Source organism: Simiduia aestuariiviva, from assembly GCF_014192475.1.
GTDB classification, from domain to species: domain Bacteria; phylum Pseudomonadota; class Gammaproteobacteria; order Pseudomonadales; family Cellvibrionaceae; genus Simiduia; species Simiduia aestuariiviva.
In genome coordinates this window covers 213,443-236,954 of record NZ_JACHXZ010000002.1, presented here as the reverse complement: position 1 = coordinate 236,954, position 23,512 = coordinate 213,443, and the positions used below count along the sequence as shown (strand labels likewise).

The window sequence follows — 23,512 nt, the reverse complement described above, 5'->3', positions numbered from 1 at the left end:
TATTTTACTTATTATTTAATTGTGTAAGCACGCATTAACTGGTTTGCCGCCACAAATTACCCGCCTCAAGGCCACCGGCTCGCAACATCTTCACCAAACTTCCTCGAAGCCCTCGATATTCCGTCGAGGGCAATTCTGATAAAAACTCTGCTTGGGTTTTTTCCGCCAATTTATTGAGATCTTTGATCAGCTGGCGTGCGCTGTCAGTGAGGTGTAATTTGACCACCCGGCGATCGAGCCCATCGTGTTCGCGCTGTACCAAGGCTTGTCGCTCTAGTCGATCCAACATCCGGGTTACCGTTGAGCGATCTGCGCCAATGTGCTCCGCAACTTGCGCCGGCGTCTTGGCCAGACCGTGGTGCATCACATTGAGTGCGGCCCACTGTTGCCAACTTAGGCCATGGGCTTTTAATTGATGATTCAAACGCTCCTGCATCTGCTGCGCCAAGCGACTAATCCAAAAAGCAAAGCTGTTGTGTAAATGAAAATCCTTCTCACTCATACCGAGGCACACCTGTTTACTTGCGAGTTACTCTTAGCCTTGGCACATCATGCCTGACCCAATGGCAGTGTCCATACCGAAGAGGTAGATTTGGGCACTTTGCACGGAAGTCTATGAATCGTGCAAATTACGGGACTCAAAACGCAAAAACCAGAGCCGGGCTCTGGTCTTTCGCTTTCCCGCATAGGGCTAGTTAAGCGTGCTGGAAATCGGCGGCCACGCAATCCGGCGCAGCGAGTCAGGTGCTATTGTCCGCTGACCCAAAAAACGCAGGTAGCAACAAAGATTACAATTAGCGCCATGGCTGCAATGGCATCCGCCATGCTATCACCCTGTTCTTGCATTTGAATTTCGTCGTGCATGGTATAGCTCCTCTGTTATTTTTTTTGGGGAGAATGTAGGCGCTTAACGCCAGAAACTGATTTTAACCACACCATAAAGCAAAGAATCAAGCGCTAATGGCTTTGTTATTCCAAAATTATATTACGATAGCGCAAACAATTAGTATCAAGCTGCACCTGAGCTTGGTAATCTCGCCGCCGCGTCACCCTTACAAGTCCTCGCTAACCCTTTAAAGACGGGGCCCAGCTCGATTCAGTAAGGGTTCTAAGGTATCCTGCGCAGCCCTTGTAGCGCCAGCAGGCGATCTGCACTAAATAACCCTGCGCTATATAGCGCAATATAAGGTATTTGGAATTCATGTACGTTTACGACTCCTACGATCACCACATCGTGCGCGAGCGCGTCGCACAGTTTCGCCGCCAGACCGAACGGTACCTAGCTGGCGACCTAACCGACGAAGAGTTTTTGCCATTGCGCCTGCAAAATGGCCTCTACATCCAGCGGGTGGCTCCTATGCTGCGTATCGCAGTCCCCTACGGATTGTTAAGCAGCCGGCAATTGCGCAAGCTGGCACACATCACGCGAGAGTACGACAAGGGCTATGCCCATTTCACTACCCGTCAAAACCTGCAGTTAAACTGGCCTCAGCTGGAAGATGTACCGGATATCCTCGCGGAACTCGCCGAGGTAGAAATGCACGCCATCCAAACCAGCGGCAACTGCATCCGCAATGTCACCTCTGATCAATTTGCCGGCGTCGCGCCAGACGAGATTACCGATCCGCGCCCCTACTGCGAGATTATCCGGCAGTGGTCCACATTCCACCCAGAATTTGCCTTTCTACCGCGCAAGTTCAAGATTGCCGTGTGCGGCTCAGCCCAAGACCGCGCCGCGATTCTGGTGCACGATATTGGCCTGCAATTGGTGGTGAATGATGCCGGCGAAACCGGTTTCCGCGTCTACGTGGGGGGCGGTCTCGGTCGCACGCCGGTGATTGGCAGTTTGATTCGCGAGTTTTTACCCGAGCAGCATTTGCTCACCTATTTGGAAGCCATTCTGCGGACCTACAACTTACTGGGTCGCAGGGACAACAAGTTTAAAGCCCGCATTAAGATTTTGGTCAAGGCCACCGGCCCGGAAGAATTTGCCAAGAAGGTAGAGGCCGAATGGGCGCACGTGAGGGATGGAGAAACCACCCTAACCCAGACTGAAATAGAGCGCGCCAAATCGTTTTTCACACTGCCCCAGTACCAGGCAGACGCCGCGGCAGATTTAACCGCCCTCAAAGCCGAGCACAAAGCGTTTGCACGCTGGATAGAGCGCAACGTCAAAGATCACAAGCGTCCGGGCTACAAAGCCGTTATCTTGTCGCTCAAGCCCACTGGTGTGGCGCCGGGTGATGTTACTGACACACAGTTAGAAGCCATTGCCGATATCGCAGATCAATACAGCTTTGGCGAAGTCCGAGCTACCCATGAACAAAATGTCGTGCTTGCCGATGTTCGCGAAGCCGATCTGTTCGAGGTTTGGCAAAAAGCCAAGACCCATGGTTTTGCCACTCCTAACATTGGCACCCTGACTGACATGATTTGTTGCCCTGGTGGCGACTTTTGCTCACTTGCCAACGCCAAATCCATTCCCATCGCAGAAGCCATTCAGCGCCGCTTTGAAGACATGGATTATCTCTATGATCTGGGCGATCTGACCTTAAATATTTCTGGCTGTATGAACGCCTGCGGACACCACCACGTGGGCCACATTGGCATTTTGGGTGTCGATAAAAAGGGCGAAGAATTTTATCAAGTACAGCTGGGCGGCTCGGCGAGCAATGATGCATCCCTTGGCACAGTGCTCGGCCCTTCCTTTGGGCGCGACGACGTGCCTGATGTCATCCAGAAAATTCTGGATGTCTATGTGGAGCGCCGCCTTCAGGAAGAATTGTTTCTAGACACCTACCGACGCATTGGTGTGCAGCCTTTTAAGGAGCGAATTTATGCCAAGGCTAGTTAAAAACGAGGCAATAGTGGAATGCCACCGCCAATTTTTGCCCAAAGATAGCGACCTAACTGCAGTCCAAAACCGCACCGATGTGGTGCCACTGTCGCTGTGGGTGTCACAAACTGAAGCGCTCTCTGCGCTCGGTGTTGACGGCGTTTGGGTCGATAGCGATGAAACGCTCGATGCACTAACCGACACCTTGTCACAGTTAGCACTGCTCGCTATTCACTTCCCCGCCTTTGTGGACGGCCGAGGCTTCTCACTGGGTAGGCTCGCACGGGAGCGTCATCAATTTAGTGGTGAATTGCGCGCATTTGGCTATGTACTTCAGGATCAAGCGCACTTCCTGAGGCGCTGTGGTTTTGACGCCATGGATTTTCGGCAAGGCACGGACTTAAACTCCGCCATCGAATCTCTTGCTGATTTCACCGAACACTATCAGGCGTCGGTTGATCAACCCCGACCGCTGTTTCGACGCCGCACCTGATCTGATCCATGCCCGCATTTGCGGGCATTTTTATTTTATGACTCTCATTCGTCAGTGGTACAGATCTTGATTACACTGTTAGCCAACAGGAGCGTTTTATGGCTGACCCCACACTATTTCAATCATTTTTTCTGATATTTACCGGTGCTGCGGTGGTGGCATCCCTCGCTTTGTATAGCCGCCAACCCTTGCTAGTAGCCTACATACTGCTCGGAATGGCACTTGGCCCCTATGGCTTTCAGCTCATCACGAATGTGGAACTCATCAGTGAGATCTCACGGGTGGGCATTGTATTTTTGCTTTTTCTACTCGGTCTAGACATGCAACCCAAGGCCCTGTTTTCGGTATTGAAGCAAGCCACCCACATTGGACTCATAAGCTCCGCACTGTTTGCCAGCGCGGGTTATGCCATAGGTTGGTTATTTGGCTTTAGCCATTTAGAAAACCTAATCATTGGCATGGCCATGATGTTTTCCTCCACGATCATCGGTATTAAGCTGCTCCCCACTACAGTGCTGCACCACAAGCACACCGGCGACCTAATGGTGGGCCTGCTGTTGCTACAGGATTTTCTCGCCATAGTCTGCTTAATGGTGTTACTCAGCGGCGACCTAGGCAAGGTCGATCTCCCCACACTCGGCAAAACTTTCGCGGCGCTTCCCTTGGTGGCGGTTGCGGCATGGCTATTTGTACGCTGGGTCCTGCTGCATCTCATCAAAACCTTCGATCGATTTCATGAATACATCTTTTTATTGGCCATTGGTTGGTGCATGGGCATGGCCGAACTATCTGAATATCTAGGCTTATCTGCTGAGATTGGTGCGTTCATTGCCGGAATTACGCTCGCAACCAGCCCTATTTCCCAGTACATCGCCATCAGCCTTAAGCCACTACGCGACTTCTTTTTGATTATCTTCTTCTTTTCTATCGGAGCCCGCTTTAATTTAGATTTACTACCCGCGGTTGCCCTGAGCGCGACCGTTATGGCCATCATGGTGTTGGTATTAAAACCCGTGACCTACCGTTTTCTATTGCGCAAACAAAGCGAGGAAAACCGACTGGCGTGGGACATTGGCTTTCGACTGGGTCAAATCAGTGAATTTAGCTTGCTCATTGCCTTTGTCGCCATCAACGCATCACTGATTGGAGAAAAAGCGTCCACGCTCATTCAGGCAACCGCCATCATTACATTTTTAGTGAGTAGCTATATCGTTGTATTCAACTACCCGAACCCCATTGCAGTGTCAGATAAGTTGAGACGCGACTAGCGCCGCATAGGTCAAGAAGGTTTTCCCCATAAAAATGGCCCGTTATGGGCCATTTTTATGTTTGCGTTTGGTCGTGAACAAATTGATTCCAGCAATTAGGCCGAGAACCTCTGAGTTAGCGTTTGCCAAGCTTTCGTGACTGCACGATCGATCACGCCTTCCGCAGCCAAACCCAGTTTCTGGGGCAAACTCTTTGGCAATTCAAATCGCAATTCAAACACCTGCGCATCGGCATATTGGCTGGTAATGTATTCATCACTGGTCTTGATATCGTCCACCAACTTGTTTTCTATGGCCTGCTGACCAAACCACACTTCGCCTGTAGCGACCTTTTCTACATCGACAACGGGGCGATGGGCAGTGATAAAGCGCTTAAATAAACCGTGTACGTCCTCCAGCTCATCAACAAATTTTTGACGTCCTTTATCGGTATTTTCACCGAACATAGTCAATGTGCGCTTGTACTCGCCAGCGGTTATCAGTTCAAAATCAATATCATTTTTCTTCAGCAATCGATGAAAATTAGGCATTTGAGCAACCACGCCAATAGAACCCACAATGGCAAAGGGCGCGGCCAATATCTTGTCCGCCACACAGGCCATCATGTAACCGCCACTGGCAGCGACTTTATCCACACAGATTGTTAATAGTACGCCAGCATCGGTGATACGCTGTAGTTGACTGGCCGCCAAACCGTAGCTGTGCACCATCCCACCGCCGCTCTCCAACCGAACCACCACTTCATCGCCGGCTTTAGCGACAGAGAGCAGTGCTGTGATTTCTTCACGCAACGCCTCAGTAGCAGACGCGCGGATATCACCCTCAAAATCGATAACAAAGACCCGCTTTTGTTCCGTAGCCGGCGCCTCTGTATTATTTTTGGCAGCAGATTTTTTAGCTTTCGCCTGCGCCTTCTCTTTTTTCTTTTCGGCTTTTAATAACGCTTTGTATTCAGACTCATCCATTAACACGGACTGCATCATGTCTTTTACGTCATCGTAATGATCGTTTAGCCGACGCACTTCAACTTGGCCGTCCGGATCTTTTTTATCACGCGAACCGGCAGACAGAATCAGCCCAATCACTATACCCAGCGCAACAACCAAGGTAACGGTTTTAGCCAAAAACAGGCCATATTCCATTAGAAATTCCAAAAATTATCCTCTTTAAAGTCTAAATTTAACCAGTTTACTGCCAACGTTTGACCGCCTGCTGGGCGGGATCGTTTAACGGCTTTCCTGTCAAACCGCTACTGGAAAGTGAAATGGTATACAGCGCGCCGTCTGCCATTGGTAAATAGGTGGCGCTGCCGTATTGCGCGTGCATGGGCAACCAATCACTCATTGACATCATCAGCGGCCAAAGGTCTAACCAGTGCCCTTCTTCGGCAAGATCGTACACGGTACGATTACTTTGCCTCTCCTTCTCTAACGAGTAATAGCGCCCCCCTAAACGATCCAAACGATAGGCGGGCTTGGCACCCACGCCGGCAAGCATTAGTGGCCAACGTATAATACGAGCATCTAATTGCCATTGATCGCCCGCAATGTTGAAACGTCGCTCCCGACCATCGGTCTCAAGCAACACAGCACGAAAAGATTGCTCACCTAATTGCTCAAAACTGATTGTTGCGATCGGCTTTTCGGACAACACCTGCTTGTACCCCAAAAGATCGAGGGCCAGCAAAATCAACAGTGCGCCGAAGCCTGCAACCGCAAGGCCTGACAACCCTTTAAAAAACCCAAGCAACCAGGATTTCTCACCCAAAAGTCGTGCGGCAAAAAAGAGTAAGCACGAGCCCCCGATAATAATTAAACCTGCAATGAGGTAGTAGAACATAGCGTTTCCTTTGCTTATTCTCGAACATCGTTCAATTCTTTTCTACGCCAACGCGTTAGTCGCACAATACCCGAACTGGTTTTTTGAGTCACTGGTAGCGCTGTTGGCAATTCGCCACAAATTTCGCGATGAGTTGGCCTGAAAGTGACTGGATTGGGGGAATCAATTCAGGTAGCTGATCAAAGCGATACCACCCCGCCGAGTCTATTTCATCGTCCTGCAAACGTATTGGGCCGGCATCGGGCGCGACCTGAGTGTGGAAGCCCATCATCATCTGCCCAGGGAACGGCCAGGGCTGGCTTCCTACATAGCGCGGCTCAACCACGTGCAAACCAACCTCTTCAAAAGCTTCTCGTTGCACCGCCATCTCTAAGGATTCGCCTGGTTCTACAAAACCAGCCAACGCGGTGTGCATGGGCACCTTGGATCGCTTATGAACGGCCAACAGGCATTCATTCCCGCGTGTAATAAGGGCAATAATACAGGGTGATAAGCGTGGGTAATGGTGAAGGTCACAGCGATGGCAATGCATCGCACGCTCATGACCCAGCGCCTCATTCAAACCGCCACATCGCCCACAAAATTTGTGATCCCGCACCCAACTGGCCAATTGCACTGCCGCGCCAGTCAAGAGAAACAGCGCCTCATCTTCAGTCATCAGGAGTTTACGCAAGCCCACCCATTCGTAACCATCAACGCCGGCGTTGCTGTTCGATATGACTCGACAGTAACAATCTATTAGGCGCCCTCCGTCCGATAGCTGCCCCACCAGGAAGTCGGACTCAGGGGGGGCTTCTAGAGGGTGATCGAATAAAAACTGACCAAGCTGATTTTGTAGAATTTGCCCCTCGGCATTTACCGTCACCCAGCGACGAGCATGAGCCAGCTTAGGGTGACTCAGGCCTGGTATAAATTGCATCATTGTATAGGGTGGCCCAAGGCCTCGAGGCTTTCTTCTGCGATTTTAAGCACATTGTCATCGGCATCTTTGTCGGCTTTCGCAGAGTCCATGTAGTACTCCAGTCCTATCACCGCGTCGGCAAAGGTCTCTAACATTTGCGGCAACATTTCAGGGTGGTCATTGTTTAACAATGCTTCAGTGACAAAATCCTGACAAGCGGCGGTGACCTTGGCTGCACGCGTCAAGCCAATTACCCCCATGCCGCCGCGAATTGTCGCCAGCGTTGTGGACACATTCTTGATATGGCCGCGATCAAAGCCCGATTCGGAGTAGGAGCTGAGTGCGCGCTTGATCATAGACAAGCCCGCCTCGGCCTCTTGGAAGACCAATGCCTCAGCCTCCACAATTTGGTTGCCTGCGATGATATCGGTGCGCGAACCGCTGTTAATTCGGGCCAGCTGGTCGTCGGACAAATTCAGCGTACCCAGCCCAGAGACCGTGCTCTCAACATAAAGCAGTGAATCGGCCACCTCCAGCAGCTCTTTGTTGGCCGGGGCCTCGCCGGACTGCTTCCACGCGGCAATTTTTGCGATTTCGGTACGCAGGGTATTGCTGGCTGACACCAAGCCCACCACGGAGAGAATTTCAGAGATTTTACTGAGGTTGCCCACTAACTCGTCGTTTTCTTCAGGCGCCCAGGACCCCGCCTGTGACGCCCGTTCGAGCATGTCTTTTACGGCGCTAAGCTCGTCTTTAAGCACGGTCACCATTGAACTAATGGTATTGGCACTGGGCCCTCTTAATGCATCCCGCTCCCGCCTTAATTCCGCATCGGTGTAACCCAAAGGGGTGACGCGGCTACCTGCGAGTAGCGCCTTAATTCGCTCGTCATCGGAATCTGACAGTGCTACCACATAGAGAAAATCTTTTAACAGATCAGCGGTGGGCTCCTTATCGAGGTGCGCCGGCCCCTGCTTTTGCAGCTGTTTCAGCTCGCGATCGATCGTGCTCAAAAGCAATTTGCGGCCCTTGGTCAACTCCATGGCCTTTTGCGCCATGGCGCCAAGGGCGATCGAGCCTATCCACCACAATTTCCCTAGTGGTCTGCCGCGGCTGATGATTTCGAGCCGCTCTAGCGCGCGCTGCATCATGCTCAAAGAAGGTTTGACCTGCTTACCTTGCAACACAGAGAGCAGCCCAACCTGATACATATGGCGCAGGCGACGGGTCAATGCGGCTAAGTCTTCAGCCATAACAGCAGTTGCCTGCCCTGCACTGCCCCGGTCAATCTTGACTTGGGCTTCAAAGAAATGGCTGTCCTTCAACAGCGGCGCTCGGCGCACCTGCCGCATTTCGTTGATGGCAGGTATCAATAGGACGGGCATATTGCGCTTAGTTTGCAGCACATACTCTAGATAGCGAGGCAGGATAAAAAAGCTAGAGGTAAGCGTGGAGATGAACTGATCTGCCTCATCGTTTTGACCGGTTGTGATTTCCTGCGCCAACGCCAGAATTTCCTGCGCCAGCAGATCTGCACCCTTGAGCTGCACGACGCTTAAGGTACCGCTGATTTGCTTAATACCGTCTATACAGCCTTGCAGCAGATCGCCATTTTCGCGATCGGCAACAAACTGCTCAAGTTTGGAGGCGCTGGCCTCGATCGTCGACAGCAGCTCTTCGCGCACCAGCTTTAGTGAGGATAGATTGATCGATTGAGTAGTCACGCATTACCTTCCATAACCTAGGGCATCTGCTAAAACGGATGCCAAATCGTTGAGAACCACTGCACACGGGCGTTGGCCGCCCAAAACGGAGCGATAATACCCAAGGGCCAAGAAATATCACTAACTATAGTATGCCGATTCAATTGGTGACTATAATCAAGCAATTGCTTCTATTTCGCCAGCGATCTTGTTGAAAATATTGATATTTTTAACAATTTCAGTAGTCTCTTGAGGGCCGGCTTAACGTGGGATTATGCACGCTGTAATGCTAATAGTATTTTCGGTGCTACTCTCGTAATAACAAACAACATCAGGAGAATTCAAGCTTTCGCTTGATTGGGACCACATATGCCTAAAACCATTTCACATGCCTTGCTCAAGAACTTTCTCGGGCAGGCACCGCAGTGGTACAAAACGACGATCATCTGCTTTTTGATCATTAACCCCTTCGTAATGTTCCTGATTGACCCTTTCGTCGCAGGCTGGCTGCTCATTGGTGAATTCATCTTCACCTTGGCCATGGCGCTTAAGTGCTACCCCCTTCAACCAGGAGGCCTTTTAGCGCTCGAAGCCGCCATTCTCGGTATGGCTGGGCCGGACGCCATCTATCAAGAGGTGCTCGCCAACTTCCAGGTGATCTTGCTGCTGATGTTCATGGTGGCCGGCATCTATTTCATGCAAAATTTGTTGCTATTTGTGTTCACCAAGATTTTGGTAACCGTTCGATCAAAAGTATTGCTATCTCTTTTGTTCTCCTTTGTTGCCGCTGTTTTGTCGGCCTTCCTAGACGCGTTAACGGTAACCGCGGTACTCATCAGCGTGGCAGTGGGCTTCTATTCGGTGTACCACAAGGTGGCCTCAAACCACAACACGGGCAAACACGACCACGGCGATGATAGCGGGGTGGTGGAATACCACCGCGAAGACCTCGATCAATTCCGCTCTTTTTTGCGCAGCCTCATCATGCATGGCGCTGTCGGCACCGCACTGGGCGGCGTATGCACGCTGGTCGGCGAGCCCCAAAACCTCTTGATCGCCGAAAAAGCCGGCTGGGACTTTATTAGATTCTTCCTAGAAATGGCACCGGTGACCATGCCTACTCTTGTAGGTGGATTACTGTGCTGTGTCGCACTCGAAAAATTGCGCTGGTTTGGCTACGGCGCTGAAATACCAGACAACGTTCGCATTGTATTAAAGCAATACGCCACAGAAATGGATGAAAATCGCACGCCCACTGAAAAGGCGGCGCTGATTATTCAAGCGGTGGGCGCAGTCATTTTAGTCTTCGCGCTCGCCTTCCACGTGGCAGAGGTTGGCTTGGTTGGATTGATGATTATCGTGCTCCTAACGGCATTTAACGGCATTATCGAAGAGCATCAGATTGGCCACGCGTTTGAAGAGGCCCTGCCGTTCACCTCACTACTCGTGGTGTTTTTTGCGATTGTGGCGGTGATTCATGAGCAACACCTCTTTTCGCCAATTACCAATTGGGTACTGGCACTGGATCCGGCGCAACAACCGCCCATGCTGTTTATTGCCAATGGCGTGCTGTCGATGATCAGCGACAATGTGTTCGTTGCTACTGTCTATATCAATGAAGTCAAAGCCGCCCTAGTGGCAGGCACTATTGACCGCCCCCATTTTGAGAAGCTAGCCATTGCAATTAATACCGGTACAAACCTTCCGAGTGTAGCGACACCCAATGGCCAAGCGGCATTTCTCTTTCTGTTGACGTCTGCTCTGGCTCCCCTCATTCGATTGTCCTATGGTCGAATGGTGATTATGGCGCTGCCCTATACGTTCGTTCTCGGTGGTATCGGGCTTTACGCAGTTACCTACAATATCTAATCCTCTTTGACACTGCCCGCCAGACATTGGGTCTGGCGGGCTGTAACCCCCCTGCTAGCCACATGACTGAACACCCCACATCGCCAGATGACCCTTTTCGTGCGCAGCATAAACGCCGCCTTGAATACATGCCTTGGTTGTACTTTTCGCTAAAGCCAAAACACCTGGCGTGGGCCAAAGTCTGGCAGGAGTCGCTACAATCAACGCTCAGCGCCATGGAAACCGTTCACTTTGAAGGCGATTGCTTCCTCGCATCATCAGCAACTTTGTTCGCCGAACCCGGTCGAGACATCGACATTCACCAAGGCACTTATATCGCGGCAGATTGCTATCTGCACGGTCCAATTGTTTTGGGAAAAAAGGTTTCTTTAAACCAAGGCTGCCGACTTGAAGGCGGTAGAGCCGGCATCCAAATTGGCGACCATACCCGCATTGCCGCCGGCTGCCATTTCTATGCGTTTAACCACGGCATATCGCTTGATCGTCCATTGATGGACCAGCCGACAACGTCGAGAGGCATTGTAATAGGGTGTGATGTATGGATTGGCGCGGCCTGTGCAGTCACCGATGGCGTCACCATAGGTGATCACGCTGTGGTCGGCATAAACTCCACCGTAACGCGTGATGTGCCACCCTATGCAATTGTTGCAGGATCACCTGCGAGAATTGTGGGTGATCGCCGGGACCGCTGACGCATTGCCCCAGCCCCGCCGTGTGCGAATCGCTAAGTGCGCTCCAATTCAACTTGCTCTTGCTGTTTTTGAGGTGCGCTGGGCAACAGCCCTTTTTCTTCCAAAGCCTTTTTAGATGAATCCACCCCCTCTTGAAAATGGCGCAACAATCGCTGCCAACCCTCTAACAACTCCGAGTTCGCTCGCCGCACCTGTGTTTCAAGAGTTTGCGACTCCAAGTCAGCCACGTGCGCTTCCAATGCCGCAAGCTTTTGCTCTAAATCAAATACCTGGACTTTGAGTTCTGCAATAGTGATCGCCAGATTTTTTTCGCGTTCGATACTCTGTAAATACTGCCAAACCAGCAGCACAAATAAAAAAACAAATAAGGCACCTGCAGAGCGCATCATGAACGCTAGTCTCCCTGGTTGATTTGCTGAACAAATTTAATCAGCCTGGCCTTAAGCGCAGGTGGAATTTCTTTCAGCACCAACGTATCGGAACCGGGATCATAAACCACCGTTTGCCCTAAACATTCTGAAGAAAAACTCAAGCTCAACTGATCTGTCCGACCACTGATCCTCACAAACTGGCGCATTTGTTTGCGATCGGCATAAAACTGGGCGGGCGCCTCTGGTGCCGCCTCGATGACAAAGCGCTCAAACGCGGCGGGTTCTTCATCACTTATTTGCTGAGACAGAGTGGCAATTTCGATGGCTTTACCGCTTTTATCTTGCTCTATACAAAAATCCGCCACCTTTTTCTTGCAGGCAACGGCTTGCTCTTCGTGCAGATTCGCTGAATAGCGCTCAACCAACTGCAAAAAAGCGGATGTTTGTGCCGCGTGATCTACCGGGTCAGCGAATCCCACAGCAGCTTCAAATGCCTCTGACAGCGGTTTTTCCCCACGCGCGCGCAACATCGTTAAATACGGCTCAGGTTCTGTCGCTTGCCACTCGGTGATGGAAATCTTTACACCGGCGCGCAAACCCCGCACATCAATATTTTTTGCGTCCGCCAACTGCATGGCAGGATCAATATAGATTCCACCTTCGTGCTGCAGCAGATATAAATAGATGCAATCTTCGTCGGCTAAGGTTTCGTGCAACAATAAAAGAAAACCATCAAAGTGAGCAACTGACTGGGCCATTTGGAGTTGTAAATGGTCAGCAAATCGCTCAGAGAAAGCATGGAAACTTTGTTTTTTCTCCAAGTACTCTGCCAGCCAAGCAGGCAGCGGGCAGGCGCCGGCATCTCTATCAAACTGTCCAAATTGCTTGCCGGCCTTGCCAATAAACGCCAACTTCAAATCTTGGCTTATATCCTGAGCGAGACCGTTTAAGCTGTGGGCAGCGGCAGACTTGGTGAGCTGGGTGACATCATCGTTGACGTGAAATCTATGGATCGACAGAGCATTTATGGGCATAGCAAACTAACAGACCAATTTGTACATTCACAGGTGCACGCACACGCGTTAAGCTAGCACCCAACCAAAGGAAATCGGGAGGTATTATGCCGCAATTGCGATCACTAGGCGCCCTGTTATTTTGGGCAGTAATTGCCGTGCCACACACAACCGCGGAACCGACAAACGTCGTCATTACAGAGTTGAGTTGGGCCGACAAACAGTTTATGGAGGCCCAAATTGCCCGGGTTGATGACTTAGTCAGGACTGAGCTGGGTGCGCAGATTCATGGCCAAGAGCGGGATTTAGACGTCTTACAACGCGTTGTTAGTCGCAATTTGGTTGAGCGCACTGATACCCAGACACAACAAGCGCTCGGGCTAGCACTGGGCAACGTCATTGCCAATAAGACGGGTATGCAATGGGTAACCTATGTTGACGATGCGGGCAGGAGCCGAGCGCTGTGCGTAAAAGACACAACCCACTGCCTATTTCCAATGACGATGCTCTCGCGTCGCATGGCTGTAGGCCTTTATCCAGAGGTCAAGAAAATTTATGCGGAGGCCCTAGAAATGGTGGCTCCAGTCATAAACAAGAGCCCTTACGACGTCGCGACAGAGGGCTAATCTTGTCGACTACCCGTGTAGTGCCCTAGATCTTTTGACAGGCGCTCGCGGGCAATTGCACGATACGAGCGAAATGATGCGGCCATGACGCCACTTTGCTGAGCAATCTTCATTTGTTTGATCCGCTCGTCATCCACATAGCGGGCTAAGCGGTGCACCTTGGCCTTGGCGGGCCCATACAAAACCGGCACCCACTCGTCGATACAGGCGACGGCGTCTTCAGGAGAGAGCCGCAAGAAAGGGAAAAACGCGTTGTATAAACCCACCAAATTCTTCTCGCCTGGCGCGTGCAATGAACCTGGCGTCAACCAGCTGGCGGCAAAACGGAATGGGAACAACAAGATATTTTGGGCAGACTTCAACAGTTGGAAGATAAAATTCAACGGCAAATAAACTGTCAAAACTAAACACTGCACGATAAAACGCGAGCCATCGTTAGACCAAGACAGCCGCTTAAGATTGCGAGGCCAAAAAAGCGCTTTAACGTCGACTACATCCGCCACAAGTCGACGCCTATGATAACGGCGAGCGATATCGAAGCAGGCAGACTCGGCTTCAGATAACAGCCCAACGTGCTTGTTATGGGGAATCAAGAGAGTCATTTCCTTATGCCTTAATACCTATATAGCACGCAAATTTAGTAGCGCGGACAATATGTCTAGTTTACCTGCTTGCAGGGTAAATACACTTTTAACGCGCCTTTACCAGCTACCGCCTCTCTGAACAGCCCCTAATATAGACTATAGTACAAGAAAGAAAAACCCCCTCAAACACTCGCAACTGCTGCTCTGGCGCGCCAGGTCCAGTACTGCACCCGCCCATCAGGCCGCCTCAATCAATAGACCGCGAGCCCAACGTTGAGTAACGCCGGCGGCATCTGGTTATCCAATTTAGCCACATCGTCTAAATCGGCAATATCCAGCTCAATCGCACGCCGGCCTTTTAGCCATTGCTGCTGTTCGAGTTTAGCCTTTATATCTGCAGCGCTATTGGAAGCAGGCCATACCTGAATTGAAATTTGGCTTGTGGGCAGGTAAAAACTCAGGGGGAGTGGCGCGTCTGGCACGGATTGATTAATGCCAAATGCTAAGCCCTGCAGGTACAACCAGCTACCCAAGCGGGCAAACTGAGGGGAAGGGAAAGCGCGGCCATCGAGTGACTCGCCACAGCTCAGCTTATGTGCCCTATCGACTAACTCTGCTCGCGCAAGCAACGATTCAGGCCAGGTGACAAAAGGGATAGACGAATCTTCGGCGCGCTGTTGTTGCCCACCCATTAAGCGGCCAGAGTCTGACAACACCCAACCTTTAGGCCCTGGGGTCTGCCAACCCAATTCCGCCAAAACCAAATTGAGTAACCGTGCTGGTAGCTTTAGCTTCTGCCCAATCTGACTTGCGGTTAAGGGCGCCTCTGGCAGATCCTGCCAAATTCCATGCCCCACAATCGCTTCTGGCCACCCCACATATTCACCGTATTTAGGGTGACTTAGGTAAATGCCGCCCTCAAACTTGCCCTTCTCGGTGAGCTGCCAACGGTCGTCGACCTTGACCATCCAATGGGCGCGAGCCAAGAGTACAAATACCTCTTTAGGCTCTTTTGCGAGCTGCTTAGCCAGTGCGGTCGTCGATAGATATTTGATATCAGCCATATAACTGCTTTGCCTAAAAAACCTTCACATTAAAACAGTCTGCATGGAGGGTAAAGAATAACTCGCTATGAGCGGCCGTTTTTTGTACAATACGCGCCCTTTAAATTTGGCGACCGCGCGGGATATAGCGGTAGGCCATACTCTACCGAGATAATTCATGTCTTTGCCTTCCAGCTTTGCCGACCTGGCACTGGCTCCTGCCGTTTTGAAAGCAGTTGCCGAACTAGGTTACGAACAACCCTCTCCCATTCAAGCCCAAGCCATACCCCATCTCATTGATGGACGGGACATATTAGGTGTGGCACAAACCGGTACCGGTAAAACGGCCGCGTTTGCATTGCCCCTCCTGACCAAGATTGACGTCAATGACAGCAGTACGCAAGTACTTGTATTGACGCCCACACGTGAACTTGCGATTCAGGTTGCCGAAGCCTTTCAACGCTACGCTACCCACATGCGTGGCTTTCACGTGCTGCCTATATATGGCGGTCAGGAGATGCGCTCCCAATTGCGACAACTCCAACGTGGCGCCCAAGTTGTTGTTGGCACACCGGGCCGCGTCATGGACCACTTACGTCGTGGCAGCCTTCAATTAAACAAACTGAATGCCATCGTGCTGGATGAAGCCGACGAAATGTTGCGCATGGGGTTCATTGACGACGTTGAATGGATTCTTGAGCACACACCGGCCGAGCGTCAAACCGCCCTGTTTTCCGCAACTATGCCGCCGCCCATTAAGAAAGTGGCAGATCGCTATCTGAAATCTCCCGCAGAAGTAAAAATTTCGCCCGAGAGCAGCACCGGCTCAAACATTGAGCAACGCTACTGGATGGTAAGCGGCACCAACAAGATGGATGCCCTCACCCGTATTCTCGAAGTTGAAGATTTTGATGCGATGATTATTTTTGTGCGCACCAAAACCGCAACGGTTGAATTAGCTGAAAAGTTAGAGGCGCGCGGTTTCTCAGCCTCCGCTATCAATGGCGATATGAATCAGGCGCTGCGTGAGCGAACCATCGAACGTCTGAAACAAAACAAACTCGACATCCTCGTCGCCACCGATGTTGCTGCCCGCGGTATCGATGTTGAGCGCGTAAGCCATGTCATGAACTACGACATCCCATACGACAGCGAAGCCTATGTACACCGGATCGGCCGAACTGGCCGTGCAGGTCGAAGCGGCAAGGCCATTTTGTTTGTGGCGCCTCGGGAAAAGCGATTGCTCTACGCAATTGAAAAAGCCACCAATCAGCGCATTGAACGTATGGATCTGCCGACGGGCGATGCCGTCACAAAGCAGCGCATTGATCAATTTAATTTGCTATTAACCACTACCCTGACCGAGCAGCGCAACAAATTAGATTTTTTCTACGAGCTGCTCGCTGATTTCAGTCAGACCCATGACGTATCTGCTGAGGAAATCGCCTCCGCGTTGGCCTACCTGTGCCAGAAGGAGCGTCCACTTCAAGTCAAACTCGCGGATATAGTCGCCGGTTCGGACAATGACCGAGGCCGACGCAACGATCGGGGTGAACGTGGTGAGCGCGGCGAACGTGGCGATCGCAAAGACAAACGCGAGCGCGGCCCGAAGCGTGACGACATCCCCATGGATACCTATCGATTAGAAGTCGGTCGCGATCATGGTGTAAAGCCGGGTGATATTGTGGGTGCCATTGCAAACGAAGCGGGAATTGACAGCCGCAACATTGGTAATATTCGCCTTCAAGATGGCCATAGTACGGTTGAACTGCCGAGCGGCATGCCCAAGGAAACCCTGACGCATTTGCGCAAAGTGTTTATTCGTAGCCAGCCGATAAACATCAGCCTTGACGCCACCGGAGCCAGTGGCAATTACGAAAAACCAAAGCGGCGCCCACACAAAGGGGATCGCCCAGCACGTTTGGGCGATAAACCCGCTCGCAAGCCACGCAAGTCAAAAGCGCGCGACTAAGCGCCTCGCAGCGTGAAAAAATAATCCCCGCATAAAGCGGGGATTATTTTATGTGCGCTTAATACAATGACGTTAGGACTTCTAAAACATACCGCCAAACTCAACTAGCGTTGGCGCTGCCTCTTCGGCGGGTATATGGGCGCGGCGCCCTCAGGCCGGGTTTTGAAACGCTTATGCACCCATAGGTATTGCTCTGGATGCTGCTGAACTGAGCGCTCGATTTCCGCATTCATTCTGCCAGTATCTGCTTCAGCATCTTCAGTCGGAAACCCCTTAAGATGGTGCAGGCGCAAAACATAGCCATTAGCACCCCCTCTGTACGCCTCTGCAAACACCACCGCCGCACCGGTTTGGCGCGCAAACTGATGTACGCTTGGCACCGTAGCGGTTGGCACACCAAAAAATGGCACAAACAAACTTCGCTTTCGACCGAGGTCCTGATCTGCCGCTAACAGCCCAGCTTCTCCACGAGACAATCGCTCGATAAATTCCGGGACTTGTTTGCGCGGTATTAATCGTGCCTGGTAACGCTCACGCGATCGAGTGGCCATGTATTCCCACAACGCATTGTTGTTGACACGAAACAATACATTCACCGGCCGCTGCAGACTCAAATAGGCATACACCATTTCAACACAAGTATTGTGCAAGCCAAAAAACAGCACAGGTCGACCAGCTAACTGCTGGAGAACCTCACCGCCCTCAAGGGTAAAAAAACCTTCGAACCGCGAACGCCTGCTCCACCATACCAAGCCACTTTCGAACAGGGTTAAACCTGCTCCAGCAAAATGCGCACGCGCAACTTGCCAGCGTCGCGCATCTGACCAATCTGGAAAACAGAGCGATAAATTCTGCAATGCAATTGATCGCCGCTTTGGCAAAAGATAAAAAAGGCAACAACCTAGGCCGCCTCCAACGCGTTTCACTACACCATAGGGCAAGCGCGTAACCAACCACAAAAAGGCGAACCACAGCCACAACAGCCAGTACTTTGGCAACAAGAATGACCATTGAAATACTTGCGCCTCACGATGAGCTGCACTTGAGCGCGCCTGAATACTCGTTGTTTTCAATCACTAGGCCTCATCAAACATTTGGATATGGTAGCCCGCCTCCACCGCATCCTTTAATGCCTTATCTGCTAACAATATCCGATTGTCCGTCATTGTTGACTCCGGCAATCGTTTGCGATTTTCAATAACCGCCTCGTTAAAACCGGCACGCATTAAATAAATTTTACAAAGATTTTCCGCGCCAAATAGATCTTTAAAATTGATATAAACGATAAACGGAACCTGCTGCCCAACAGAGATCCCTGGCCGCGCTTTTACGGCGCTCGCCGAAACTGAAAATACGTACATAAATACCTCAAGTAGCCAAAATAACGCGCAACGCATCAAGTTTTAATGCCGCGGCGGATAAGTATTCTAATAACGCCTGCTGATCCTTTTTCAGCTGCTCAACCTCCTGTGGCCGAATTGCCGGATTGACCTTTGCAAGCGCAGCGAGACGCGCCACCTCATCACCTAGCTTCTCAGTAAGATTGGCCTGCGCTTGCGCTAACAACGCCTCTTGACGCGGGGCGACGGCCAACTGAGCCTTCTTGACTAATTCCGCAATGGGGTCGCGGGCTTGCTTGGCAATTTGCTGAGCAGTGTTGCGCGGCAACTTCTGTAGCAAGGGTTGTAATTTTTCACTGGTCAGCACGTCAGTTAGATCGCGACCAGACATATCCACCAGAACACGGAGTGGCGTCAACGGAAGATAACGGAACAACTGCAGAGCACTGGGAGCGGCCACGTTTAGCAGAAATACCGCCTCTAACATTAAGGTTCCAGGCTTGATGGGTCCGAGCTTGATAGTGGCCACGGAGGTATTTCCGAAACCACCACTTAGCACCATGTCCATTGCGCCGGCGACCATCGGATGCTCCCAAGTCAGAAACTCTATATCTTCTCGGGACAATGCCATTTCACGCTGATAGGTGACGGTGACACCATCACCGGGCAAAGCGGGAAAGTGTGCACACTGCATATGATCACCGGGGTGTAAAACCAAGCTCACCGACGAGTGTGGCTCTTGCTCAACGCCATAGGCATCAAACACACGACTCATGTAATCCTCTAGCTGACCCCGCCCCTCCTGCTCAATCAGCGCTTCAATCACACCATCTGCGACATCCATGCGGCAGGAATTCAATTCCAGCAAACGGTTCCGACCCGCTTCCAATACTGCTTTTAATTCTTGCGTCTGGGACCTTGCCGCATCAATGATTGCATCCCAATCATCTGTTTCACCTTCTAGTACCGCGGCAATCATTTCACATTGCTGATCGTAAACAGCAGCGCCCACGTGACACACCTCTTCGAAGGCGTTCAGGCCATCGTGATACCAGCTAAACAATTTTTCCTGTGGACTAAACTCGTAATATGGCACCCAAATGTGCACATCATTGCGCTGCCCGATGCGATCTAGTCTCCCGATGCGCTGCTCTAAAAGATCTGGATGCTTTGGCAAATCGAACATAACTAAATTGCTAGCGAATTGAAAATTACGCCCTTCGCTGCCGATTTCGGAACAGATAAGTGCCTGTGCACCTTCATCAATATCCGCGAAATATGCGGCTGCACGGTCTCGCGCAACCAGCGACAGTCCTTCGTGAAATGCGCTTACCGCAAAACCCTCTGACAAGCGAAGGTGCGACTCTAAATCCAACGCAGTTTCCGCGCTGGCGCAGATCACCAGTACTTTTTCGCCACGATGCTCCCGCAACCATTGACTCAACCAGGTCACGCGCGCATCGAATTCAGGCCATGTATCTCCCATGTCCTCGCGTAGCTGTTGCTCTGGCAGTAGATCGGGATCCATTAGTACGTCTGGCGCTTGCAATGCAACAGGATGCACATGGCGCGCTGGGAAGCCCTCGACGCCGTGACGGGTATTTCTAAACAATACGCGACCGGTACCGTGTCGATCCAACAACTGATTTAGCGCCACTTGCAAATGCGACGCACGCTCTAGCGCGTCTTCGGAGTTGACGATCTGTTGTACCACCTCAGCATCTACAAAATCTCGCAGTTGTGCTAATACTGAATCGGCAACCGCTGCCTGTGCCACAGATGCCACAGGAACAATTTTTTGTACCAAGGCATTGACGTCAGCGTACTCACCTTCCTGGCGCTTAAACGCCTCGAGATCATAATAACGATCAGGATCTAACAGGCGCAGACGGGCAAAGTGACTCTCTACACCAAGTTGTTCAGGCGTCGCCGTCAACAGCAATAACCCCAGCGCTTTTGCTGCCAATGACTCTACCGCTCGGTACTCATCACTGACCGAATCAACAGACCACTTTAGGTGATGCGCCTCGTCAACCAGCAACAGATCCCAATGCACCGACAGCGCCTGATCCAGCCGGACCTCGTCATCAACGAAAACCGACAAAGGGCAAATGATGAGCTGCGACGTCTCAAAGGGATTCGGAGCCTCAACCTCGTGCATTGACAACTCATCATCGTCGACAATCGACAAATCCCGCAACCGCTCTTCAGTGAACAAACTAAATTGCAAATTAAATCGGCGCAGCATTTCCACTAGCCACTGGTGAACCAAAGAATCCGGCACCAAAATCAGCACCCGATTGGCACGACCATTAATGAGCTGCTGATGCACGACTAAGCCCGCCTCAATGGTTTTGCCCAAACCCACCTCGTCGGCCAACAACACCCGTGGTGCGAAGCGATTGCCCACCTCATTGGCAATGTAAAGCTGGTGTGGCAACAATTGCACCCGCGCCCCCAACAACCCATAACTGGGGGACGATTGCTGCTGCTTTAGATACTCCAGTGTTTCCAGGCGCAAATTGAAGCGCTTGAGAGAATCCACTTGACCAGAAAACAATCGATCCATCGGTGCAGAAAACTGCACAAAGGAATCCAAATCAATTTCTTCAATTGCGTGCTCACGACCCTCAGGATCCAATCCTTGGTAAATCAGTAGTCCGCCTTCCTCGTGTATCGCGGTGACCTTGATACGCAACCCTTCAGCCGAGCGAATACTGTCACCGCGTTGATATCGAACGCGACTGATGGGTGCATTGTTCATGGAATAGGTTCTGCGCTCCCCCGCGGCGGGGAAACTAAGGGTCACCAAGCGGTCTTCGACCTCAAGTACCAATCCAAGCCCTAATTCGGCCTCTGTGTCGCTGATCCAGCGCTGACCCATTTCAAATGTCTGTTGAGACACGCGATACCTCGTTTTATATTGCTACCGGTCGCCCGGAAAAAGCGCACATTATAGCGCGACCACCCAACTTTCGGGCAGTAAATAGACGCCCATAAAAAAAGCCGGCACGCGGCCGGCTTTCATTTACAAGGGTAATTACAGCTTGCTGTCGAGCTCAGGAACTGCGTCGAACAGGTCTGCAACCAAGCCATAGTCGGCTACCTGGAAAATAGGCGCCTCTTCATCTTTGTTAATGGCCACAATCACTTTACTGTCTTTCATGCCCGCCAAATGCTGAATAGCACCAGAAATGCCGACGGCTACGTACATATCGGGAGCAACGATTTTCCCAGTCTGACCTACTTGCATGTCGTTAGGTACGAAACCCGCATCCACAGCGGCGCGCGATGCGCCAACGGCTGCGCCCAGCTTATCCGCGACCTTGTACAACAACTCAAAGTTGTCGCCATTTTGCATGCCGCGGCCACCTGAAATTACTATTTTAGCGCTGGTTAACTCTGGGCGGTCGCTCTTGGCAAGTTCCTCGCCAACAAATGATGAAATACCCGCATCGTGTGCCGCACTCACAGTTTCGACGCTTGCACTACCACCCTCAGCCGCAACGGCATCAAACGCGGTACCGCGCACAGTGATCACCTTGATCGCATCGGTGCTTTGCACCGTGGCGATGACGTTGCCAGCATAAATCGGGCGCTGAAAAGTATCAGCACTTTCAATACCAGTGATATCGGAAATCGCTTGCACATCCAGCAGAGCTGCCGCTCGAGGTAACACGTTCTTACCACCAGTAGTCGCAGGAGCCAGGATGTGGCTGTAGTTTTTACCCAACTCTGCAATTAGCAGACCCAAGTTTTCAGCCAAGCCATGGGCATAAGCGGCATTATCTGCCACGAGAACTTTCGCAACACCAGCGACTTTAGCCGCCGCTTCAGCCGCGGCACCACAATCTGTGCCCGCCACCAAAAGTTCGATGTCACCACCAATCGCTTGAGCCGCCGCAACGGTGTTTAACGTGGCGCCCTTCAGGCTCGCATTATCGTGTTCTGCAATTACTAAAATAGCCATTTAGATCACCTTTGCTTCGTTCTTCAATTTCTCGACCAGCTCCGCCACATCAGCAACTTTAATGCCTGCTTGACGCTCTGCTGGTGGGGCGACTTTTAACAGCTTAACGCGAGTGGCTGTATCGACACCCAAATCCGCCGGTGTCACGGTTTCGAGAGGCTTCTTCTTAGCCTTCATGATATTTGGCAGCGATGCGTAGCGCGGTTCGTTCAAACGCAAATCCGTCGTGACAATCGCTGGCAAGTTCAAGGCTACCGTCTGCAGGCCGCCATCGATCTCACGGGTGACCTTAACCTTACCTTCGGCAACATTGACCTCAGAGGCAAACGTGCCCTGTGGCATGCCGGCGAGCGCGCCCAGCATTTGTCCGGTTTGGTTGTTATCGCCATCGATGGACTGCTTGCCGAGAATCACCAAATCGGGTGTTTCTTTGTCGACGATGGCCTTTAAACACTTGGCCACGGCCAAGGGCTCTAAATCAGTATCCGTCTCAACGAGAATGCCGCGATCGGCACCCAGCGCCAAGGCTGTGCGAATTTGCTCTTGAGATTGCTTAGCGCCAATAGAAATCGCCACAATTTCGGTTGCAACGCCCTTTTCTTTTAGGCGCACAGCTTCTTCGACGGCAATTTCGCAAAATGGGTTAATAGACATCTTGGCGTTGGCGGTATCCGCCCCAGTGCCATCGGCCTTTGCGCGTACTTTTACGTTGTAATCAACAACGCGTTTTACAGCTACAAGAATCTTCATGGATATTCCGTTCGCTCTTCAGATGAGGACAAGAGCATGGGTGATTACATGCCCACCTGGTTTACTGTCTCACGATTATCCGGTATAAATTCGAACAAGCGTTTGAGAACCCCGCTATACTGACGTTTTTGCCCCCTAAAAGCAAGGAGCCAGAAGCGAGACAAAGCCTAGACCAGAGCAGGCTTTCGTATCAAACCCAAGTGAAAACGACATAAAAACCAAAGGGTTAACACCATTTTGAT

The 23,512-nt window shown here is 51.4% G+C and carries 21 protein-coding genes; 7 read left to right on the top strand and 14 right to left on the bottom strand.

Translation table 11 applies throughout. The annotated features are described in order from the left end of the window. Positions 1–34 precede the first annotated feature (34 nt). Positions 35–502, bottom strand: coding sequence for a MarR family winged helix-turn-helix transcriptional regulator (locus tag FHS30_RS06630; RefSeq protein ID WP_183909657.1), 468 nt, complete (start codon positions 500–502; stop codon positions 35–37). Between the two features lie 699 nt (positions 503–1,201). On the opposite strand from FHS30_RS06630, the gene FHS30_RS06625 reads away from it, so the two are divergent. From FHS30_RS06625 to FHS30_RS06615, 3 genes are all read left to right on the top strand, one after another. Next, the gene (locus FHS30_RS06625) at positions 1,202–2,854 is read left to right on the top strand and encodes a nitrite/sulfite reductase (RefSeq protein WP_183909655.1); all 1,653 of its coding nucleotides are present in this window, start codon (positions 1,202–1,204) and stop codon (positions 2,852–2,854) included. Continuing rightward, complete coding sequence (locus FHS30_RS06620) at positions 2,838–3,329, top strand: DUF934 domain-containing protein (RefSeq protein ID WP_183909653.1); 492 nt, start codon at positions 2,838–2,840, stop codon at positions 3,327–3,329. The genes FHS30_RS06625 and FHS30_RS06620 overlap by 17 nt, the downstream gene beginning before the upstream one ends. A 98-nt stretch (positions 3,330–3,427) precedes the next feature. Continuing rightward, on the top strand, positions 3,428–4,597 hold the full coding sequence (locus FHS30_RS06615) for a cation:proton antiporter (RefSeq protein WP_183909651.1): 1,170 nt from the start codon (positions 3,428–3,430) through the stop codon (positions 4,595–4,597). A 95-nt stretch (positions 4,598–4,692) separates the two neighbouring features. On the opposite strand, the gene sohB is transcribed toward FHS30_RS06615, so the two are convergent. The 4 genes from sohB to FHS30_RS06595 all read right to left on the bottom strand — a co-directional run bounded on the left by sohB (position 4,693) and on the right by FHS30_RS06595 (position 9,061). Continuing rightward, positions 4,693–5,751, bottom strand: coding sequence for a protease SohB (sohB, locus tag FHS30_RS06610; RefSeq protein ID WP_183909648.1), 1,059 nt, complete (start codon positions 5,749–5,751; stop codon positions 4,693–4,695). 34 nt (positions 5,752–5,785) lie between these two features. After that, positions 5,786–6,436: a hypothetical protein gene (locus FHS30_RS06605; protein ID WP_183909646.1), complete on the bottom strand. Its 651-nt coding sequence runs from the start codon at positions 6,434–6,436 to the stop codon at positions 5,786–5,788. Positions 6,437–6,524: 88 nt separating this feature from the next. Further along, positions 6,525–7,358: an NAD(+) diphosphatase gene (nudC, locus tag FHS30_RS06600; RefSeq protein WP_183909644.1), complete on the bottom strand. Its 834-nt coding sequence runs from the start codon at positions 7,356–7,358 to the stop codon at positions 6,525–6,527. Continuing rightward, positions 7,355–9,061, bottom strand: coding sequence for a FimL-related protein (locus tag FHS30_RS06595; protein WP_183909642.1), 1,707 nt, complete (start codon positions 9,059–9,061; stop codon positions 7,355–7,357). The genes nudC and FHS30_RS06595 overlap by 4 nt, the downstream gene beginning before the upstream one ends. A 348-nt stretch (positions 9,062–9,409) precedes the next feature. Here FHS30_RS06595 and nhaB point away from each other — a divergent pair, with 348 nt between their 5' ends. Together nhaB and FHS30_RS17290 are read left to right on the top strand one after the other, a co-directional pair. Continuing rightward, positions 9,410–10,909 carry a sodium/proton antiporter NhaB gene (nhaB, locus tag FHS30_RS06590; protein ID WP_183909640.1) on the top strand — a complete coding sequence of 500 codons (1,500 nt, stop codon included), beginning with the start codon at positions 9,410–9,412 and terminating at the stop codon, positions 10,907–10,909. Positions 10,910–10,971: 62 nt separating this feature from the next. After that, positions 10,972–11,601: an acyltransferase gene (locus FHS30_RS17290; RefSeq protein ID WP_183909638.1), complete on the top strand. Its 630-nt coding sequence runs from the start codon at positions 10,972–10,974 to the stop codon at positions 11,599–11,601. A gap of 32 nt (positions 11,602–11,633) precedes the next feature. Here FHS30_RS17290 and FHS30_RS06580 read toward each other — a convergent pair whose 3' ends face one another. Both FHS30_RS06580 and FHS30_RS06575 read right to left on the bottom strand, forming a co-directional pair. Next, entirely contained in the window at positions 11,634–11,990 is a 357-nt protein-coding gene (locus FHS30_RS06580; RefSeq protein WP_183909636.1) for a hypothetical protein, read from the bottom strand. 5 nt (positions 11,991–11,995) lie between these two features. After that, positions 11,996–13,006: a nucleoid-associated protein gene (locus tag FHS30_RS06575; RefSeq protein WP_183909634.1), complete on the bottom strand. Its 1,011-nt coding sequence runs from the start codon at positions 13,004–13,006 to the stop codon at positions 11,996–11,998. A gap of 86 nt (positions 13,007–13,092) precedes the next feature. Here FHS30_RS06575 and FHS30_RS06570 point away from each other — a divergent pair, with 86 nt between their 5' ends. Continuing rightward, a complete protein-coding gene (locus FHS30_RS06570; protein ID WP_183909632.1) occupies positions 13,093–13,611 on the top strand; it encodes a DUF3806 domain-containing protein in 519 nt (172 codons plus the stop codon). On the opposite strand, the gene FHS30_RS06565 is transcribed toward FHS30_RS06570, so the two are convergent. Then, positions 13,608–14,213 carry a hypothetical protein gene (locus FHS30_RS06565; protein WP_183909630.1) on the bottom strand — a complete coding sequence of 202 codons (606 nt, stop codon included), beginning with the start codon at positions 14,211–14,213 and terminating at the stop codon, positions 13,608–13,610. The two genes, FHS30_RS06570 and FHS30_RS06565, sit on opposite strands and share 4 nt — an antisense overlap. Before the next feature lie 233 nt (positions 14,214–14,446). Beyond that, entirely contained in the window at positions 14,447–15,259 is an 813-nt protein-coding gene (locus FHS30_RS06560) for a 4-alpha-glucanotransferase (RefSeq protein WP_183909628.1), read from the bottom strand. Between the two features lie 157 nt (positions 15,260–15,416). On the opposite strand from FHS30_RS06560, the gene FHS30_RS06555 reads away from it, so the two are divergent. Further along, positions 15,417–17,210, top strand: a complete 1,794-nt coding sequence (locus tag FHS30_RS06555) for a DEAD/DEAH box helicase (RefSeq protein ID WP_183909626.1) — start codon at positions 15,417–15,419, stop codon at positions 17,208–17,210. A gap of 104 nt (positions 17,211–17,314) precedes the next feature. Here the strand turns inward: FHS30_RS06555 and FHS30_RS06550 are convergent, their stop codons facing one another. From FHS30_RS06550 to FHS30_RS06530, 5 genes are all read right to left on the bottom strand, one after another. Continuing rightward, positions 17,315–18,283: an LpxL/LpxP family acyltransferase gene (locus tag FHS30_RS06550; RefSeq protein WP_183909624.1), complete on the bottom strand. Its 969-nt coding sequence runs from the start codon at positions 18,281–18,283 to the stop codon at positions 17,315–17,317. A gap of 3 nt (positions 18,284–18,286) precedes the next feature. Then, entirely contained in the window at positions 18,287–18,571 is a 285-nt protein-coding gene (locus FHS30_RS06545; RefSeq protein ID WP_183909622.1) for a hypothetical protein, read from the bottom strand. 7 nt (positions 18,572–18,578) lie between these two features. Beyond that, positions 18,579–21,455 (bottom strand): RNA polymerase-associated protein RapA, encoded by a 2,877-nt coding sequence (rapA, locus tag FHS30_RS06540; protein WP_343048934.1) that lies wholly within the window; start codon positions 21,453–21,455, stop codon positions 18,579–18,581. A 135-nt stretch (positions 21,456–21,590) separates the two neighbouring features. Then, positions 21,591–22,520, bottom strand: coding sequence for an electron transfer flavoprotein subunit alpha/FixB family protein (locus FHS30_RS06535; RefSeq protein WP_183909620.1), 930 nt, complete (start codon positions 22,518–22,520; stop codon positions 21,591–21,593). Further along, positions 22,521–23,270: an electron transfer flavoprotein subunit beta/FixA family protein gene (locus tag FHS30_RS06530; RefSeq protein ID WP_183909618.1), complete on the bottom strand. Its 750-nt coding sequence runs from the start codon at positions 23,268–23,270 to the stop codon at positions 22,521–22,523. It lies immediately after the preceding gene. Positions 23,271–23,512: the final 242 nt, after the last annotated feature.

Bases quoted from the DNA above. Each gene is read 5' to 3' on its own strand.
- FHS30_RS06575 (WP_183909634.1), bottom strand. From the start codon at position 13,006: ATGCCCATAAATGCTCTGTCGATCCATAGATTTCACGTCAACGATGAT.
- FHS30_RS06615 (WP_183909651.1), top strand. From the start codon at position 3,428: ATGGCTGACCCCACACTATTTCAATCATTTTTTCTGATATTTACCGGT.
- FHS30_RS06545 (WP_183909622.1), bottom strand. From the start codon at position 18,571: ATGTACGTATTTTCAGTTTCGGCGAGCGCCGTAAAAGCGCGGCCAGGG.
- FHS30_RS06570 (WP_183909632.1), top strand. From the start codon at position 13,093: ATGCCGCAATTGCGATCACTAGGCGCCCTGTTATTTTGGGCAGTAATT.
- FHS30_RS06530 (WP_183909618.1), bottom strand. From the start codon at position 23,270: ATGAAGATTCTTGTAGCTGTAAAACGCGTTGTTGATTACAACGTAAAA.
- FHS30_RS06605 (WP_183909646.1), bottom strand. From the start codon at position 6,436: ATGTTCTACTACCTCATTGCAGGTTTAATTATTATCGGGGGCTCGTGC.
- nudC (WP_183909644.1), bottom strand. From the start codon at position 7,358: ATGATGCAATTTATACCAGGCCTGAGTCACCCTAAGCTGGCTCATGCT.
- FHS30_RS06555 (WP_183909626.1), top strand. From the start codon at position 15,417: ATGTCTTTGCCTTCCAGCTTTGCCGACCTGGCACTGGCTCCTGCCGTT.
- nhaB (WP_183909640.1), top strand. From the start codon at position 9,410: ATGCCTAAAACCATTTCACATGCCTTGCTCAAGAACTTTCTCGGGCAG.
- FHS30_RS06535 (WP_183909620.1), bottom strand. From the start codon at position 22,520: ATGGCTATTTTAGTAATTGCAGAACACGATAATGCGAGCCTGAAGGGC.
- FHS30_RS06625 (WP_183909655.1), top strand. From the start codon at position 1,202: ATGTACGTTTACGACTCCTACGATCACCACATCGTGCGCGAGCGCGTC.
- FHS30_RS06620 (WP_183909653.1), top strand. From the start codon at position 2,838: ATGCCAAGGCTAGTTAAAAACGAGGCAATAGTGGAATGCCACCGCCAA.
- FHS30_RS06630 (WP_183909657.1), bottom strand. From the start codon at position 502: ATGAGTGAGAAGGATTTTCATTTACACAACAGCTTTGCTTTTTGGATT.
- FHS30_RS17290 (WP_183909638.1), top strand. From the start codon at position 10,972: ATGACTGAACACCCCACATCGCCAGATGACCCTTTTCGTGCGCAGCAT.
- FHS30_RS06560 (WP_183909628.1), bottom strand. From the start codon at position 15,259: ATGGCTGATATCAAATATCTATCGACGACCGCACTGGCTAAGCAGCTC.
- FHS30_RS06580 (WP_183909636.1), bottom strand. From the start codon at position 11,990: ATGATGCGCTCTGCAGGTGCCTTATTTGTTTTTTTATTTGTGCTGCTG.
- FHS30_RS06565 (WP_183909630.1), bottom strand. From the start codon at position 14,213: ATGACTCTCTTGATTCCCCATAACAAGCACGTTGGGCTGTTATCTGAA.